At 70.2% G+C, this 17,013-nt stretch carries 13 protein-coding genes; 11 read left to right on the top strand and 2 right to left on the bottom strand.

Features of this window, described 5'->3' with window-relative positions:
- Nucleotides 1–9 precede the first annotated feature (9 nt).
- The 5 genes from narH (at nt 10) to BST44_RS10220 (ending at nt 7,004) form a co-directional block, all read left to right on the top strand.
- Complete coding sequence (gene narH, locus BST44_RS10240; RefSeq protein WP_083177012.1) at nt 10–1,632, top strand: nitrate reductase subunit beta; 1,623 nt, start codon at nt 10–12, stop codon at nt 1,630–1,632.
- Nucleotides 1,629–2,294 (top strand): nitrate reductase molybdenum cofactor assembly chaperone, encoded by a 666-nt coding sequence (gene narJ, locus BST44_RS10235; RefSeq protein ID WP_083177011.1) that lies wholly within the window; start codon nt 1,629–1,631, stop codon nt 2,292–2,294. Before narH ends, narJ begins: the two co-directional genes overlap by 4 nt.
- Nucleotides 2,287–3,018, top strand: coding sequence for a respiratory nitrate reductase subunit gamma (narI, locus tag BST44_RS10230; RefSeq protein WP_083177010.1), 732 nt, complete (start codon nt 2,287–2,289; stop codon nt 3,016–3,018). The genes narJ and narI overlap by 8 nt, the downstream gene beginning before the upstream one ends.
- Nucleotides 3,019–3,179: 161 nt before the next feature.
- A complete protein-coding gene (typA, locus tag BST44_RS10225) occupies nt 3,180–5,069 on the top strand; it encodes a translational GTPase TypA (protein WP_083177009.1) in 1,890 nt (629 codons plus the stop codon).
- A 45-nt stretch (nt 5,070–5,114) separates the two neighbouring features.
- On the top strand, nt 5,115–7,004 hold the full coding sequence (locus BST44_RS10220) for an ABC transporter family substrate-binding protein (RefSeq protein ID WP_167380186.1): 1,890 nt from the start codon (nt 5,115–5,117) through the stop codon (nt 7,002–7,004).
- Between the two features lie 10 nt (nt 7,005–7,014).
- Here BST44_RS10220 and BST44_RS10215 read toward each other — a convergent pair whose 3' ends face one another.
- Nucleotides 7,015–7,632, bottom strand: coding sequence for a TetR/AcrR family transcriptional regulator (locus BST44_RS10215; RefSeq protein ID WP_083177007.1), 618 nt, complete (start codon nt 7,630–7,632; stop codon nt 7,015–7,017).
- Nucleotides 7,633–7,711: 79 nt separating this feature from the next.
- Between BST44_RS10215 and mshB the strand changes: the two genes are divergently transcribed.
- From mshB to BST44_RS10200, 3 genes are all read left to right on the top strand, one after another.
- The gene (gene mshB, locus BST44_RS10210) at nt 7,712–8,626 is read left to right on the top strand and encodes an N-acetyl-1-D-myo-inositol-2-amino-2-deoxy-alpha-D-glucopyranoside deacetylase (RefSeq protein WP_083177006.1); all 915 of its coding nucleotides are present in this window, start codon (nt 7,712–7,714) and stop codon (nt 8,624–8,626) included.
- 93 nt (nt 8,627–8,719) lie between these two features.
- Complete coding sequence (locus tag BST44_RS10205; RefSeq protein ID WP_083177005.1) at nt 8,720–9,181, top strand: hypothetical protein; 462 nt, start codon at nt 8,720–8,722, stop codon at nt 9,179–9,181.
- A gap of 105 nt (nt 9,182–9,286) precedes the next feature.
- Nucleotides 9,287–11,926 (top strand): bifunctional FO biosynthesis protein CofGH, encoded by a 2,640-nt coding sequence (locus tag BST44_RS10200; RefSeq protein ID WP_083177004.1) that lies wholly within the window; start codon nt 9,287–9,289, stop codon nt 11,924–11,926.
- A gap of 215 nt (nt 11,927–12,141) precedes the next feature.
- On the opposite strand, the gene BST44_RS10195 is transcribed toward BST44_RS10200, so the two are convergent.
- Complete coding sequence (locus tag BST44_RS10195) at nt 12,142–12,474, bottom strand: hemophore-related protein (protein WP_083177003.1); 333 nt, start codon at nt 12,472–12,474, stop codon at nt 12,142–12,144.
- 373 nt (nt 12,475–12,847) lie between these two features.
- On the opposite strand from BST44_RS10195, the gene fdxA reads away from it, so the two are divergent.
- The 3 genes from fdxA (at nt 12,848) to BST44_RS10180 (ending at nt 16,822) form a co-directional block, all read left to right on the top strand.
- Entirely contained in the window at nt 12,848–13,174 is a 327-nt protein-coding gene (gene fdxA / locus BST44_RS10190; protein ID WP_040622791.1) for a ferredoxin, read from the top strand.
- A gap of 53 nt (nt 13,175–13,227) precedes the next feature.
- The gene (gene dapC / locus BST44_RS10185; protein ID WP_083177100.1) at nt 13,228–14,313 is read left to right on the top strand and encodes a succinyldiaminopimelate transaminase; all 1,086 of its coding nucleotides are present in this window, start codon (nt 13,228–13,230) and stop codon (nt 14,311–14,313) included.
- Between the two features lie 145 nt (nt 14,314–14,458).
- Entirely contained in the window at nt 14,459–16,822 is a 2,364-nt protein-coding gene (locus tag BST44_RS10180) for an APC family permease (protein ID WP_083177099.1), read from the top strand.
- Nucleotides 16,823–17,013: the final 191 nt, after the last annotated feature.

Here is a 17,013-nt window from a genome sequence, read left to right as displayed (position 1 = left end):
GAGGCCCTCATGAAGGTCATGGCGCAGCTGGCGATGGTGATGAACCTCGACAAATGCATCGGCTGCCACACCTGCTCGGTCACCTGCAAACAGGCGTGGACCAACCGTTCCGGCACGGAATACGTCTGGTTCAACAACGTCGAAACCCGCCCCGGCCAAGGCTATCCGCGCACCTACGAGGACCAGGAGCGGTGGCGCGGTGGCTGGATTCGCGACAAGAAGGGCCGGTTGCGCCTGCGCGACGGGGGGCGCATCCAGAAGCTGTTGCGCATCTTCGCCAACCCCCGGCTGCCCATCATCGACGACTACTACGAGCCCTGGACCTACGACTACGAGAACCTGACCACCGCGCCCGCGGGTGACACGTTCCCCACCGCCGCGCCGAAGAGCCTCATCAGCGGCGAACCGATGAAAATCTCGTGGGGACCGAACTGGGACGACAACCTGTCCGGGTCGCCGGAGATCCTGGCCGGCGACCCGATCCTGAAGAAGGTCGGCGAGGACGTCAAACTCGCGCTCGAAGAGACCTTCATGTTCTACCTGCCCCGGATCTGCGAGCACTGCCTCAACCCCTCCTGCGTGGCGTCGTGCCCGTCGGGGGCGATGTACAAGCGCAGCGAGGACGGCATCGTGCTGGTCGACCAGGACCGCTGCCGCGGCTGGCGGATGTGCGTCTCCGGGTGTCCCTACAAGAAGGTGTATTTCAACCACAAGACCGGCAAGGCCGAGAAGTGCACGCTGTGCTACCCGCGGATGGAGGTCGGCCTGCCGACCATCTGCTCGGAGACCTGCGTCGGCCGGCTGCGGTATCTGGGCCTGGTGCTCTACGACGTCGACCGCGTGCTGGAGGCGGCGTCGGTGGAGAACGACACCGACCTGTACGAGGCGCAGTGCCGAATCCTGTTGGACCCCAATGATCCCGAGGTGATCACCGCCGCGCGCGCGGAGGGCATCTCCGACGAGTGGATCGAGGCCGCGCAGCGCTCGCCGGTGTACGCGCTGATCAACGACTACAAGGTCGCGCTGCCCCTGCATCCCGAATACCGCACCATGCCGATGGTCTGGTACATCCCGCCGCTGTCGCCGGTGGTCGACGCCGTCAGCCGGGACGGCCACGACGGCGAGGACCTGGGCAACCTGTTCGGCGCGCTGGACGCGCTGCGCATCCCCATGCAGTACCTGGCCGAACTGTTCACCGCCGGTGACACCGCGGTGGTCGAGGGCGTGCTGCGGCGGCTCGCGGCGATGCGTTCCTACATGCGCGACATCAATCTCGGGCGGGAGACCCAGCCGCACATACCGCACTCGGTGGGAATGACCGAAGAGCAGATCTACGAGATGTACCGGCTGCTGGCCATCGCCAAATACGAAGAGCGGTACGTCATCCCGACCGCGTTCAGCCCGCAGGCCCGCGACCTCGAGGAGATGGGCTGCTCGTTGACGGGCGACGGCGGCCCGGGCATGTACGAGTCGGGCGAACCGGTGCCCGTGTCGGTCGAGACGTTCCACGCGCTCAAGCGGCCGGGCGGCGAGGCGCCGGCCGACGGTCACCGGTCCGCCCGGGTGAACCTGCTGAACTGGGACGGGCGCCAGGTGCCCGCCGGGATGTTCCCCGAAGAGCAGAAACGATGAGGCTGCTGGCCGGGCGCCGGGGCCGCGCGGACACCCTGCAGGACCGGCTGGTGTGGCAGGCGGCGTCGCTGTTGCTGGCCTACCCCGACGACGAGCTGCCGGGCCGGCTGGACACCGTCGAGGAGCTGCTCGGCCACATCCACGGGCCCGCGGCGGCGCTGCTCGGGCAGACGCTGGCCGCGCTGCGCGCTCGCGAACCCATGGCGGCCGCGATGGACTACGTCGCGACGTTCGACATGCGGCGCCACTGCACGATGTACCTGACGTACTGGACCGCGGGCGACACCCGTAACCGCGGCCGGGAGATGGTCGAATTCGCGGCCGCGTACCGGGAATCGGGGGTGCAGCCGCCGCGCGCCGAGGCGCCCGACCACCTGCCCGTCGTGCTGGAATTCGCCGCCACCGTCGATCCCGGGGCCGGGCGGCGGCTGCTGGCCGAACACCGCGTCCCGATCGACGTGCTGCGGGGCGCGCTCGCCGACGCGAAGTCGCCCTACGAGCCCACCGTGGCGGCGGTGTGCGCGACCCTGCCCGCCGCGACCGATCAGGACGTGCGCCGCGCGGAGCGCCTGGCCAAGGCCGGGCCGCCCGCGGAAGCCGTTGGGCTGCAACCCTTCAACCTGACCGTGCCGCCCCGCCGCGAAGGAGCGCCAGGTGTTTAGCAACGTGTTGTTCTGGGACATCGCGCCCTACGTCACGCTGACGGTCTTGATCGTCGGCACCTGGTGGCGCTACCGCTACGACAAGTTCGGCTGGACCTCCCGCTCCTCGCAGATCTACGAGTCGCGGCTGCTGCGGGTGGCCAGCCCGATGTTTCACTTCGGCATCCTGGCGGTCTTCGCCGGGCACGTGATGGGGCTGTTCATCCCGCCGCGGGTGACGCACCTGCTGAAGGTGAGCGACCACGCCTACCACCTGCAGGCGGTCATCGCCGGGTCGGTGGCGGGGTTTGCCACCCTGGTCGGAATCGGGTTGCTGATCTACCGGCGGTTCACCCGGCCCGCGGTCTCCATGGCCACCACCCGCAGCGACAAGGTGATGTACGTGGTGCTGGTGCTGGCCATCGTGGTGGGCCTGTACTGCGACCTGATCGGCACCGGGCCGCACGGCGGGGAGTTCCACTACCGCTACACGGTCGGCCTGTGGTTCCGCCGGATCTGGATCTTCCAGCCGCACGGCGAGGTGATGGTCAACGCGCCGCTGGACTACCAGCTGCACGCCCTGATCGGCATGGTGCTGTTCACGCTGTTGCCGTTCACCCGGCTGGTGCACATACTCAGCGCGCCGGTCGCCTACCTGTTCAGGCCGTACATCGTCTACCGCAGCCGCGACGTGGCGACCAAGGGCGAGTTGGTCGGCGCGGCGCCCCGTCGCAGGGGCTGGTAGACGACGCTCTCCCGCCGCGCATCGCGTGCGCGGCGGGGGCTTCGAGGGTGTGCCCGGGGCGCCGGCACGCCGCGGCGGGCCGCCTCGAACGCACACCGGACGGCGGGTCGGCCCGCCTGCCGGTTCGCTTTGCAAGGCCCCGCGCTGCCACAATCACCGACGTGCCTTTCCGCAACGTCGCCATCGTCGCCCACGTCGACCACGGCAAAACGACCCTGGTGGACGCGATGCTGCGGCAGTCGGGGGCGCTGCACCACCGCGGTGACGACGCCCAGGAACGCATCATGGACAGCGGTGACCTGGAGAAGGAAAAGGGCATCACCATCCTGGCCAAGAACACCGCCGTGCACCGCCTCAACGCGGACGGGAGCGTGACGGTGATCAACGTCATCGACACGCCCGGGCACGCCGACTTCGGCGGCGAGGTGGAGCGCGGGCTGTCCATGGTGGACGGGGTGCTGCTGCTGGTCGACGCCTCCGAGGGGCCGCTGCCGCAGACCCGGTTCGTGCTGCGCAAGGCGCTGGCCGCGCACCTCCCGGTGATTCTCGTGGTCAACAAGACCGACCGGCCCGACGCCCGCATCGCCGAGGTGGTGGAGGCCAGCCACGACCTGCTGCTCGACGTCGCCTCGGACCTCGACGACGAGGCGGCCAAGGCCGCCGAGCATGCGCTGGGCCTCCCGACGCTGTACGCGTCCGGCCGCGCCGGGGTTGCCAGCACCACCCAGCCCGCCGACGGCGAGGTGCCCGCGGGCGAGAACCTGGACCCGCTGTTCGACGTGCTGATGGAGCACATCCCGGCGCCGTCGGGAGACCCCGAGGCGCCGCTGCAGGCGCTGGTGACCAACCTCGACGCGTCGGCCTTCCTCGGCCGGCTCGCCCTGATCCGCATCTACAACGGCAAGCTGCGCAAGGGCCAGCAGGTCGCCTGGATGCGCGAGGTCGACGGGTTGCCGGTCATCACCAGCGCCAAGATCACCGAGCTCCTCGCCACCGAGGGCGTCGAGCGCAGCGCCACCGACGAGGCGGTCGCCGGTGACATCGTGGCGGTGGCCGGGCTGCCCGAGATCATGATCGGCGACACGCTGGCCGATCCCGACCACGCGCACGCGCTGCCGCGGATCACCGTCGACGAGCCGGCAATCTCGGTGACGATCGGCACCAACACCTCGCCGCTGGCGGGCAAGGTGTCCGGCCACAAGCTGACGGCGCGCATGGTCCGCAACCGCCTCGACCAGGAGCTGGTCGGCAACGTCAGCATCCGCGTCGTCGACATCGGCCGGCCCGACGCCTGGGAGGTGCAGGGCCGCGGCGAGCTCGCCCTGGCGGTGCTGGTCGAACAGATGCGCCGCGAGGGCTTCGAGCTCACGGTCGGCAAGCCGCAGGTGGTGACCCGCACCATCGACGGTCAGCTGCACGAGCCGTTCGAGGCGATGACGATCGACTGCCCCGACGAGTTCGTCGGCGCGATCACCCAGCTGATGGCCGCCCGCAAGGGTCGCATGGAGGAGATGACCAACCACGCGGCCGGGTGGGTCCGGATGGACTTCATCGTGCCCAGCCGCGGCCTGATCGGCTTCCGCACCGATTTCCTCACCATCACCCGCGGCACCGGGATCGCCAACGCCGTGTTCGACGGTTACCGCCCGTGGGCGGGCGAGATCCGGGCCCGCCACACCGGCTCGCTGGTCTCCGACCGCGCCGGCACCATCACCCCCTTCGCGCTGATTCAGCTCGCCGACCGGGGCCAGTTCTTCGTCGAGCCCGGGCAGGACACCTACGAGGGCATGGTCGTCGGAATCAACCCGCGCGCAGAGGATCTCGACATCAACGTCACCCGGGAAAAGAAGCTCACCAACATGCGCTCGTCGACCGCGGACGTCATCGAGACGCTGGCCAAGCCGCTCGAGCTCGACCTGGAGCAGGCCATGGAGTTCTGCGCGCAGGACGAATGCGTCGAGGTGACCCCGGAGATCGTCCGGGTGCGCAAGGTCGAGCTGGACGCCACGACCCGGGCCCGCAGCCGGTCGCGCGCCAAGGCCCGGGGTTAATCGCGCGTGCATGGGCGGGCTGCCGGGCAGCTGCTCGATACCCTGATCGGCATGCCGAGACGCGTCCGCCGTTTCTTCGTGACGGTCGGCGTGGTCGGCTCGCTGGCGGGGCTGGCGCTGGCGGCGTGCACGGTCAACCCCCCGCCGGCTCCGCAGAGCACCGACACGCCGCACAACTCGCCACCGCCGCCGCCGCGACCCACCCAGATCATCATGGGCATCGACTCGATCGGCGCCGGATTCAACCCGCACCTGCTCTCCGACCTGTCCCCGGTGAACGCCGCGATCAGCGCCCTGGTCCTGCCCAGCGCGTTCCGGCCGGTGCCCGACCCCGCCACGCCGACGGGATCGCGCTGGGAGATGGACCCGACCCTGCTGGAGTCCGCCGACGTCACCGGCCAGAACCCGTTCACGGTGACCTACAAGATCCGGCCGGAAGCGCAGTGGACCGACAACGCCCCGATCGCCGCAGACGACTTCTGGTACCTGTGGCACCAGATGGTCAGCCAGCCCGGCGTCGTCGACCCCGCGGGCTACGACCTCATCACCGGCGTGCAGTCGCTCGAGGGCGGCAAGCAGGCGGTGGTCACCTTCGCCCAGCCGTACCCGTCCTGGAAGGAGTTGTTCAGCAACATCCTCCCGGCGCACATCGTCAAGGACGTGCCGGGCGGTTTCGCGGCCGGGCTGGCCCGCGCGCTGCCGGTCACCGGCGGCCAGTTCCGCGTCGAGAGCATCGATCCGCAGCGCGACGAGATCCTGCTGGCCCGCAACGACCGCTATTGGGGGACGCCGGCCAAGCCCGCGCTCATCCTCTTCCGGCGCGCCGGGGCGCCGGCGGCCCTGGCCGATTCGGTGCGCAACGGCGACACCCAGGTGGCGCAGGTGCATGGCGGGTCGGCGGCCTTCGCGCAACTGTCCGCGATCCCCGACGTCCGCACCGCCCGGATCGTGACGCCCCGGATCATGCAGCTGACGCTGCGGGCCAACGAGTCAAAGCTGGCCGACGCGCAGGTGCGCAAGGCGATCCTCGGGCTGTTGGACGTCGACCTGCTGGCCGCCGTGGGCGCGGGCAGCGACAACACCGTCACGCTGGACCAGGCCCAGATCCGCGCGCCCAGCGACCCGGGCTACGAGCCGACCGCGCCACCCGCGATGACGACGCCTGCGGCGCTGGCGTTGCTCGAGGGGTCGGGCTACACGGTGGAAGGCAACGCTTCGGGGTCGCCGGCGCCGACACCGGCGAACACCGCGCCGCCCGAGGTCATCCGCGGCCGGATCAGCAAGGACGGCCAGCAGTTGTCGCTGGCCATCGGGGTCGCGACCAACGACCCGACGTCCGTCGCGGTGGCCAACACCGCGGCCGACCAGTTGCGCAACGTCGGCATCGCCGCCAGCGTGCGGGCGCTGGACCCGGTGACGCTCTATCGCGACGCGCTGAACAACAACCAGGTCGACGCGATCGTCGGCTGGCGCCAGGCGGGCGGAAACCTCGCCACGCGGCTCGCGTCGCGCTACGGTTGCCCGGCGCTGGAGTCCACCCAGGTTCCGACGTCCGCGGGGCCGAGGACCACCGCTCCCGCCCCGGGCGGCCCGACGACCACCGGCCCCAATCCGTCGGTCACCACGCCGACGTCGACCCCGCCCAGCCGTCCGGCGGACCCCAACGCGCTGGTGCAGGCGCCGTCGAATCTCACCGGGATCTGCGATCGCAGCGTCCAGTCGAACATCGATGCGGCGCTCAACGGCACCAAGAACATCAACGACGTGATCACCGCGGTCGAGCCGCGACTGTGGAACATGTCCACCGTGTTGCCGATCCTGCAGGACACCACGATCGTCGCCGCCGGCCCGAGCGTGCAGAACGTCAGCCTCACGGGTGCGGTGCCGGTCGGCATCGTCGGCGACGCCGGCCAATGGGTCAAGACCGGGCCCTGACGGGCCTTCGCTAGTCCCGGGCCGCCCGCACCCCACGCGGCGGGATGACGGCGTCCACGATGAGCGTCAGCTCCCGGCGGTTCGGCGGCGACCCGGTCAGCAGGAAGTGCTGGTTGATCAGGGCCGGCCCGATGCGGGCGGTCAGCGGGGTGATCATCTCCGGATCGAGGTCGCCCTCCGCGACGGCGGCCTGCAGGATCGATTCGATGATCTGCAGGCGCGGGGCGACCACGGCGTCGGCGAAGATGGCGCGCATCTCGGGTTCGTGCAGCAGCTGGTAGACCGTTGCCATGCCGGGGAAGGCGGTCTTCCCGGCGCAGACATCGCGGTGGGCGCTGAACACCGTGAGCAGGTTCTCCCGGGCCGGCCGGCCGGAGCGCGCCTCGGGCACGGGCGGCAAGGTGTGCACCAGCGCGGCGTGCACCAGCTCGCACTTGGTGGCCCAGCGCCGATACAGGGCGGCCTTGCCGGTGTGGGCCCGCGCCGCGATCCCCTCCATGGTCAGCCCGCCATAGCCGACCTCCGCCAGTTCGGCCAGCGTGGCCTCGTAGAGCGCCCGTTCGAGGACCTCACCCCGTCGGCGGCTCCGGCCGCCTGCCTGGGCGGCGGTCTGGGTGAGCTGCGGCATTCCTCGATAGTAGCCGTATGCGTTCCTATCGGCTGCGACGAGACCGCCGGCGGTCGGCGACTGCGGGTAGGGTGCGTCCATGCCCGAGACGCCACGGCTGCTGTTCGTGCACGCGCATCCCGACGACGAGAGCCTCAGCAACGGCGCCACCATCGCCCATTACGCGGCCCGCGGGGCGGACGTCCGCGTCGTCACCTGCACCCTCGGCGAGGAGGGCGAGGTCATCGGCCAGCGCTGGGCCGGGCTGGCCGTCGACCACGCGGATCAGTTGGGGGGCTACCGCATCGGCGAGCTCACCGCGGCGTTGCGTGCGCTCGGTGCCGGCGCGCCGCACTATCTCGGCGGCGCGGGACGCTGGCGAGACTCGGGCATGCCGGGCACACCCGGGCGGCGGCGCGAGCGCTTCGTCGACGCCGACGAGCGCGAGGCCGTCGGCGCGCTGGTCGCGGTGATCCGCGAGCAGCGCCCGCACGTCGTCGTGACCTACGATCCGGGCGGCGGCTACGGCCACCCCGATCACGTCCATACCCACACCATCACGACGGCCGCCGTGGCGGCGTCCGGTCCGGGGGCCGGCTCCGGCGACTTTCCCGGCGAGCCGTGGCGGGTGCCGAAGTTCTACTGGACCGTCGTGGCCGAGAGCGCCTTCGAGGCCGGCTGGCGGGTGCTGGACCGCGGCGACTTGCTGCCCGGGTGGGGGATCCCAACACGAGAAGAGTTCGACTTCGGCTACCCCGACGACAAGATCGACGCCGTCGTCGAGGCCGGCGTTGAGGCCTGGGCGGCGAAGCGGGCTGCGCTGGCCGCACATGCCACCCAGGTGGTCGTCGGGCCCACCGGCCGGGCCTGCGCCCTGTCGAACAACATGGCGCTGCCGATCGTGGCGGAGGAGCACTACGTCCTGGCCGCCGGCGGGGCGGGGGAGCGCGACGAGCGCGGCTGGGAAACAGATCTGCTTGCGGGGCTTGATTTCAGCGCGGCCGTCACGGGGTAGTCTTGCCAATCAGGCAGCCACGGAAGGATTTCGCATGGACCCCGACCTGGACCCTAATCAGCAGCACTGGCAGGACCGGCTGGACAGCCTGCAGTGGGTCATCGGCTCGATACTGTCCAACGTCGACAGCGTTCCGACCTGATCGAAACCGAGCCGCGCGCCGCATCGCTGGAGGACAGCGGCGCGACCGACCCCGCGATACGTTTCGTTGTCTTGGCGCTGCTGGCCGTCGACGGGGTTCTCTCCGCGCTGGCCGGGGCCCTGCTGCTGCCCTCCTATCTCGGAGCCATCCCCTTTCCCGTCAGCGGACTGATCTCCGGATTGGTCAACGCCGCCCTGGTCTGGGCCGCCGGGCGGTGGACCACGTCGACGCGGCTCGCCGCGCTGCCCTTGTGGACGTGGCTGCTCACGGTGGCGGTGATCAGCATGGGCGGGCCCGCCGACGACGTCATCCTGGGCGGCCGGGGCGTGATGGCATACGGGGCCTTGTTGTTGATCGTGCTGGGCGTCGCGCCGCCGTTCTGGGTGCTGTGGCGGCGCGGGCGCCGGGCCTGACGTTCCTGCGGCGAGCGGGCCGGGACGTCCCCGCTCGCCGGTGCGGCCCTGCCGCTACTGTTGACTGTTGCGCAGACGGGGCCCGCACGGGTCCGAAAATTTCACATGTTGGGACACGCGGATGAAATTCGATCGTGGGGAAGTTACACGAAGGTGCCGCTGACTCCGGGCGAGGAGCGTATCGCTCTTCCTAATCCTGTGGTTCCGCCCACGTCCTCACCGAGGACCAGCGCCTCGGCGTTGCGGCGGGTGTTGCGCCGCGCTCGAGACGGTGTGGCGCTCAATGTCGATGAGGCGGCCGTCGCGATGACCGCGCGGGGCGACGACCTCGCGGATCTGTGCGCCAGCGCCGCGCGGGTGCGTGACGCGGGGCTGACGTCGGCCGGCCGGCGCGGCCCCGGCGGCGGGCTGCCGATCACCTATTCGCGCAAGGTGTTCATCCCGGTCACCCGGCTGTGCCGCGACACGTGCCATTACTGCACCTTCGTCACCGTGCCCGGCAAGCTGCGCGCGAGTGGGGCCGGCATGTACCTCGAGCCCGACGAGATCCTCGACATCGCCCGCCGCGGAGCCGAACTCGGTTGCAAGGAAGCACTTTTCACCCTTGGCGACCGGCCCGAGGATCGGTGGCCGGAAGCCGGACAGTGGCTCGGGGAACGGGGTTACGATTCCACGCTGTCCTACGTGCGGGCCATGGCGATCCGGGTGCTCGAAGAGACGGGGCTGCTGCCGCACCTGAATCCCGGCGTGATGAGTTGGTCGGAGATGGCCCGGCTGAAGCCGGTCGCGCCGTCGATGGGCATGATGCTCGAGACGACGTCGCGACGGCTGTTCGAGACGAAAGGCCTTGCGCACTACGGCAGCCCGGACAAGGACCCGGCGGTGCGGCTGCGCACGCTCACCGACGCGGGCCGGCTGTCGATTCCGTTCACCACGGGTCTGCTCGTCGGCATCGGCGAGACGCTGACCGAACGCGCCGAGACGCTGCAAGCGATTCGCAAGTCGCACAAGGAGTTCGGTCACGTCCAAGAGGTGATCGTGCAGAATTTCCGCGCCAAGGAACACACCGCGATGGCCGCCGTCCCGGACGCGGGCATCGAGGACTACCTGGCGACGGTCGCGGTGGCGCGGTTGGTGCTCGGGCCGGGCATGCGCGTCCAGGCGCCACCCAATCTGGTGTCCCGCGACGAGTGCCTGGCGCTGGTGGGTGCCGGGGTCGACGACTGGGGCGGGGTGTCGCCGCTGACACCCGACCATGTCAACCCGGAGCGGCCGTGGCCCGCCCTCGACGAGCTGGCTGACGTGACCGCCGAGGCCGGCTACGAACTCGTTCAGCGGCTGACCGCCCAACCGAAATACGTGCAGGCGGGCGCGGCGTGGATCGACCCGCGGGTGCGGGGACACGTGCTGGCGCTGGCCGACCCGGTGACCGGCCTGGCCCGCGACATCAATCCGGTGGGCCTGCCCTGGCAGGAGCCCGACGACGTCGCCTCCGCCGGGCGGGTCGACCTCAACGCGGCCATCGACACCGAGGGTCGCGCCGCCGAGGCACGCAGCGACCTGGACAGCGCCTTCGGTGACTGGGAATCGATCCGCGCGCAGGTGCACGAGCTGGCCGCGCAAGGCGCCAAAGCACCAGAACGCCTGGACACCGATGTGTTGGCCGCCCTGCGGGCGGCCGAGCGCGATCCGGCCGGCTGCACCGACGGCGAGTATCTGGCGCTGGCGACCGCCGACGGTCCGGCGCTGGAAGCCGTTGCCGCCCTGGCCGATGCGCTGCGCCGCGACGCCGTCGGTGACGACGTGACGTTCGTCGTGAACCGCAACATCAACTTCACCAACATCTGTTACACCGGCTGCCGGTTCTGCGCGTTCGCGCAGCGCAAGGGCGACGCCGACGCCTATTCGTTGTCCACCGACGAGGTGGCCGACCGCGCGTGGGAGGCGCACGTCGAAGGCGCCACCGAGGTCTGCATGCAGGGCGGGATCGACCCGGAGTTACCGGTCACCGGCTACGCCGACCTGGTCCGCGCCGTCAAGGCGAGGGTGCCCTCGATGCACGTGCACGCCTTCTCGCCGATGGAGATCGCCAACGGTGTCACCAAGAGCGGGCTCAGCGTGCGTGAGTGGCTGATCGGCTTGCGCGAGGCCGGGCTGGACACCATCCCGGGCACGGCCGCCGAGATTTTGGACGACGAAGTGCGCTGGGTGCTCACGAAGGGCAAGCTGCCGACGTCGGAGTGGATCGACATCGTGACCACCGCGCACGAGGTGGGCCTGCGGTCGTCGTCGACGATGATGTACGGCCACGTCGACAGCCCGCGGCACTGGGTCGCGCACCTCAACGTGCTGCGCGGAATCCAGGACCGCACCGGAGGTTTCACCGAGTTCGTGCCCCTGCCGTTCGTGCACCAGAGCTCGCCGCTGTATCTGGCCGGCGCGGCCCGCCCCGGCCCCACCCACCGCGACAACCGTGCCGTGCACGCGTTGGCGCGGATCATGTTGCACGGCCGCATCTCCCAGATTCAGACCAGCTGGGTCAAGCTGGGCGTCGAGCGCACCCAGGTGATGCTGGGCGGCGGCGCCAATGATCTGGGCGGCACGCTGATGGAGGAGACCATCTCGCGGATGGCCGGCTCGGAGCACGGCTCGGCCAAGACTGTCGAAGAGCTGACCGCCATCGCGGAAGGGATCGGGCGCCCGGCGCGCCAACGCACCACCACGTACGCGCCGCGGGCGGCTTAGCGGTCCGGCGCGGCGGGTAAAGCCGACGCGGTGGACCGGGGGACCCACGAGGGCCCGAAGGAACCGCCACCCCGAAAACCGGTGCGCCCGCGAGGGTCCTGCTGCTCGGGGTGCGTCGGCCCGCGGACTCGTCGCGCGTCTGTCGCCCCGTCGGGACGGAAGCCCTGGGCCGCGTCAGCGGCCTACTCAGCGGCTACTGAACCGGTGATCCGGGCTCAGAAGTTGTTGCAGGTGACGGCGACCTGGTTGATGTCCTCGTAGTACTTCATCGCCGACGGCATGGCCTGGATCTGCTGGGCCATCTCCTGGCGCTTGGGCGGCGGCGAGGCCAGGAAGCTGCGGATGTAGGACTGTGCCATCGGCGAGCTGTTCAACTTCGCGGCGGCCGCGGGATCGGTCGCGTTGAGCGCGGCGATCACCTGTCCGTAGTTGCACGTGGTGTTGATGATCGCGTCGGTCGGGTCCGCGGATGCGATCCCGGCGCCGGCGGTCAACGCCACCGCCGCGCTACCCGCCGCAACGGTCAGTTTGGTCAACGACAGCCTCATGTGTGGACACCTTCCCCGTTAATGCACCGCTATCAAGGCGACGACATCTGCCCAGCGGTTGCCGTCTTCCCATCGAGGTTACCAGGCCCCGCGTGGATCGTCCCGTCTCAATGGTTATCGTGGAGCCCCGCCGAAGCGCGACTTTCCGCAGGTCACCGCGCTATGGTGGCTGTTCGCCCTCGGCGAAACGGGCTCCGTTCGCGGGGCGCGAGACTGGCAGTCTTAAATCGTCGCTGCGACGGGCGTGCCAAGTGGTTGACGTGTATGTGCAACGTCTAGTATCAGTAACCGAAAGCTTTGTCTGGAGCGGCCGGGGCACCGGGCGCGAGCCGAAGAGCAGCCCACACCGAAGTAGTACATGGAGGAGACGTCTGTGACCTACACGATCGCCGAACCCTGTGTCGACATCAAAGACAAGGCATGTATCGAGGAGTGCCCGGTCGACTGCATCTACGAGGGCGCGCGGATGCTGTACATCCACCCCGACGAGTGCGTCGACTGCGGGGCGTGCGAGCCGGTCTGCCCCGTCGAAGCGATCTACTACGAAGACGACGTGCCCGACCAGTGGAGCCAGTACACCCAGATCAACGCCGACTTCTTCACCGAGCTGGGCTCCCCGGGCGGCGCCGCCAAGGTCGGCCTGACCGAGAACGACCCGCAGGTGGTCAAGGACCTGCCACCGCAGGGCGAGGGCGACTGAGCGGGCCGGTGCTGCACAAGCCCGGGGCGGGGCCGCGCGCCCCGCGCGGGCGGGTGTCGGAATCCCTGCCGGAGTTCCCCTGGGACACCCTCGCCGATGCGAAGGCGCTGGCCGGCTCCCACCCCGACGGGATCGTCGACCTGTCCGTCGGCACCCCGGTGGACCCGGTCGCGCCGGTGATCTCCGACGCGCTGGCGGCCGCCGGTTCGGCGTCCGGGTATCCCGCCACCGCCGGCACCCCTCGGCTGCGTGAGGCGGCGGTCGCCGCGCTGGGCCGCCGCTTCGGCGTCACCGGGCTGGCGCAGGCCGACGTGCTGCCGGTGATCGGCAGCAAGGAGCTCATCGCGTGGCTGCCGACCCTGCTCGGGCTGGGGCCCGCGGACGTGATCGTGGTGCCCGAGTTGGCGTATCCGACGTACGACGTCGGGGCGCGGCTGGCCGGTGCGGCGGTGCTGCGCGCGGATTCGCTGACTCAGTTGGGCCCGCAATCGCCTGCGCTGGTCTACCTGAACTCGCCGAGCAACCCGACCGGACGCGTGCTGGGCGTCGACCACCTGCGCAAAGTGGTCGGCTGGGCGCGCGAGCGGGGCAGCGTGGTGGCCTCCGACGAGTGCTATCTGGGGCTGGGCTGGGAGGCCCAGCCGCTGTCGATCCTGCATCCGTCGGTCTGCGAGGGCGACCACCGGGGGCTGCTCGCGATCCATTCGCTGTCGAAGAGCTCGTCGTTGGCCGGTTACCGGGCCGGCTTCGTCGCCGGCGATCCCGATCTGGTGGCCGAGTTGCTCGCGGTCCGCAAACACGCCGGGATGATGGTGCCGACGCCGGTGCAGGCGGCCATGGTCGCCGCCCTGGACGACGACGCCCACGAGCGGGCGCAACGGGAGCGGTACGAACGTCGGCGGTCCGCGTTGCTGCCTGCGCTGCGCTCGGCCGGATTCACCGTCGACCATTCCGAGGCGGGCCTGTATCTGTGGGCCACCCGCGGCGAGCCGTGCGCGGACAGCGTCACGTGGCTGGCCGAGCGCGGCATCCTGGTGGCGCCGGGCCACTTCTACGGCCCCCGCGGCGCGCGGCACGTGCGGGTCGCGTTGACCGCCACCGACGAGCGGATCGCCGCGGCCGTGGGGCGGCTCGCCTAGCCCGGCGACGATGCGCGCCGTCTGGCGGCGCGAGGTGGAGGCGGGCAATGTTGCCTAGCCGACACGCACCGCCTACCGCCGGGGCAGCGGCGACCGTGCACAATGCATCGAAGGTGTTCCGCCCGCTCAGGTAAGGACGGTGGTCGTGACAACGTCGGCCGGCAAGTTGCGCATCCCTCTTTCGGTCGGGGACATCGTCAAGCGTGTATTCCTGGGCAAGCCGCTGATCACCGAGGACATCGCGTCCGAAAAACTGTCGAATCCGGTTGCCCTGGGCGCGCTTTCGCCGGACGCGGTCTCGTCGGTCGCCTACGGCCCGGAGCAGATCCTGATCGAGCTGCTGCCGCAGGCCGGGCTGGCCGCCTTCCTGCTGTTGCTGCCCATCACCGGGGTCATCCTGCTCATCCTGGTGTTGGTGGCCGCCTCCTACCGGCAAGTGGTGATGGCCTACACCCGGGCGGGCGGCTCCTACATCGTCGCTCGCGACAATTTCGGGCCCCGGGTGGCGCAGATCGCCGCCGCGGCACTGTTGATCGACTACGTGGTCACCGTCGCGGTGCAATCGGCGGCCGGGACCGTCGCGGTGGTGTCCGCCATTCCCGCGCTGGGGCCGTACAGCCTGGAGCTGACGGTCGGTGTGGTGCTTGCCATCTGCTACGCGAACCTGCGCGGCTTGAAGGAGGCCGGCATGCCGTTCGCGGTGGCCACCTATTCCTTCATCGCCATGGTGGGACTGACCATCGTGGTCGGCGTGGTCCGCGCGTTCGCCGGCAACCTGCCGGTCTACGATCCGGCGCGGATGCCCGGAACCGTGCCGGTTCATCAGGGCAGCGGGTTGGTCCTGGGGGCCACGATCCTGGTGCTGCTGCGCGCGTTCGCCAACGGCGGCTCGTCGCTGACGGGGGTCGAGGCCATCTCGAACACCGTCGACTACTTCCGAAAGCCTCAGGGCCGCAACGCACGCCGCGTGCTCACCGCCATGGCCACCATCCTCGGCCTGCTGCTGGCCGGCGTCGCCTACCTGGCGCACGTCACCCACGCCACGCCGTACCTCACCGAGTACCCGTCGGTGCTGTCGCAGATCGGCCGCGCCGTTTTCGGCAGGGGCGTCGTCGGCAATGTCTTCTACATCCTGGTCCAGGCCGCGACCGCCGCCATCTTGTTCACCGGCGCGAATACCAGCTTCAACGGATTCCCCGCGCTGGCCAGCTTCGTCGCCGAGGACCGGTTCCTGCCGCGCCAACTCACCAAACGCGGTCACCGCCTGGTCTTTTCGAACGGCATCATCACCCTGACCGCGCTGTCGGTGCTGCTGCTGATCGTGACCGGCGGCTCGGTCAACGCGCTGGTCCCGTTCTACGCGATCGGCGTGTTCACCGGGTTCTCGATGGCCGGCTACGGCATGACCAAACATCACCTGACGCACCGCGATCCGGGATGGCGGCGCCGCCTGGCGATCAACTTGTCCGCGGCGGTCCTCTCGACGATCGTGGTGGGCATCTTCGCGGTGGCGAAATTCACCGAGGGCGCGTGGCTGGTGGTCGTCGTCTTCCCGCTGCTGGTGTTCATGCTGATGCGGCTCAACCGCGAATACCGCGCCGAGGCGGCCATTCTCGAGATGTTTCGCACCGACCGCCCGGAGTTGGTGAAGTACGCGCGGCACCGGGTGTTCGTCCTCGTCGACTCGGTGGACCTGGCGGTGATCGAGGCGTTGCGCTACGGCCGGGGACTGCGCGCCGACGAACTGACCGCCGTGCACTTCATGGTCGACCCGGCCCACGCCGCGCAACTGCGCAAGCGCTGGGACCACTTCGGTCTGGACACGCCGCTGCGGGTGGTGGACTGCCCGGACCGCCGGATCAGCCGGGCCGCGCAACTCCTGGTGGCCAAGGCGCGCGACGAGCAACCGCACACCAACGTGACGGTGCTGCTGCCACGCCGGACGTTCGCGCGGCTGTTGGGCCGCCTGCTGCACGATCGCACCGCGGACAAGATCTCCCGCGCGGTGAGCCTGATCCCCGATGCGGCGGCCACGATCGTGCCCTACGACGTGGAGTCGCGAATCAAGGAGGCCTACCCCGACACCTTCGAGCAGCGGATCGCGCAGGAGGTCGAGAAGCTCGAGGCGTGGGTCTCGCGGGGTGAGGACGAGAAGGTGGACGCCTACGAGCACCCCGAGCGGCCGGCATCGGTGATCCTGGTGGCGGGGCTCATCTCGGGGCAGCGGGCCACCGTCGAGGGCCGGGTCAACCAGGTCGAGGACGTCACCGACCGCGGGCGCACCTTTCGGCAGGTCGTCGTCGGGGACAACAGCGGGGAAATCACCGTCACCTTCCGCCCCGGCCACGGGGGCGCCGACATCCAGCCCGGGCAGCTGTTGCGGCTCACCGGGAAGGCCCGCCAGACCGGCAACCGGCCCGTATCGATGGTCGATCCGGTCTATCACGTGATCGAGGACCCCGCGAGGGCCGTCGACTCCGGTGAATCGGAAGGGGGCGGCCAGACGTAACGTCGTGCCGCCCAACGACGCGACGGGTCGCGACGCCGCCACCCGGCCGCCGCGCGATGCGTGTGGTCCGAATCCCGGTGCGGTTGACCCACTTTCGCGCTTTTGCGGATGGTCCGGCATGCGGATTCCGCCGGGCCCGCAACGCCGATGTGGCGAACGGAGGTCGGGTCGGTAAGCTGGCACCGCACCAT

Source organism: Mycobacterium scrofulaceum (genome assembly GCF_002086735.1).
Lineage (GTDB): Bacteria > Actinomycetota > Actinomycetes > Mycobacteriales > Mycobacteriaceae > Mycobacterium > Mycobacterium scrofulaceum.
The sequence above is the reverse complement of the archived record's forward strand: the minus strand, read 5'-3'. Positions and strand labels throughout refer to the sequence as shown.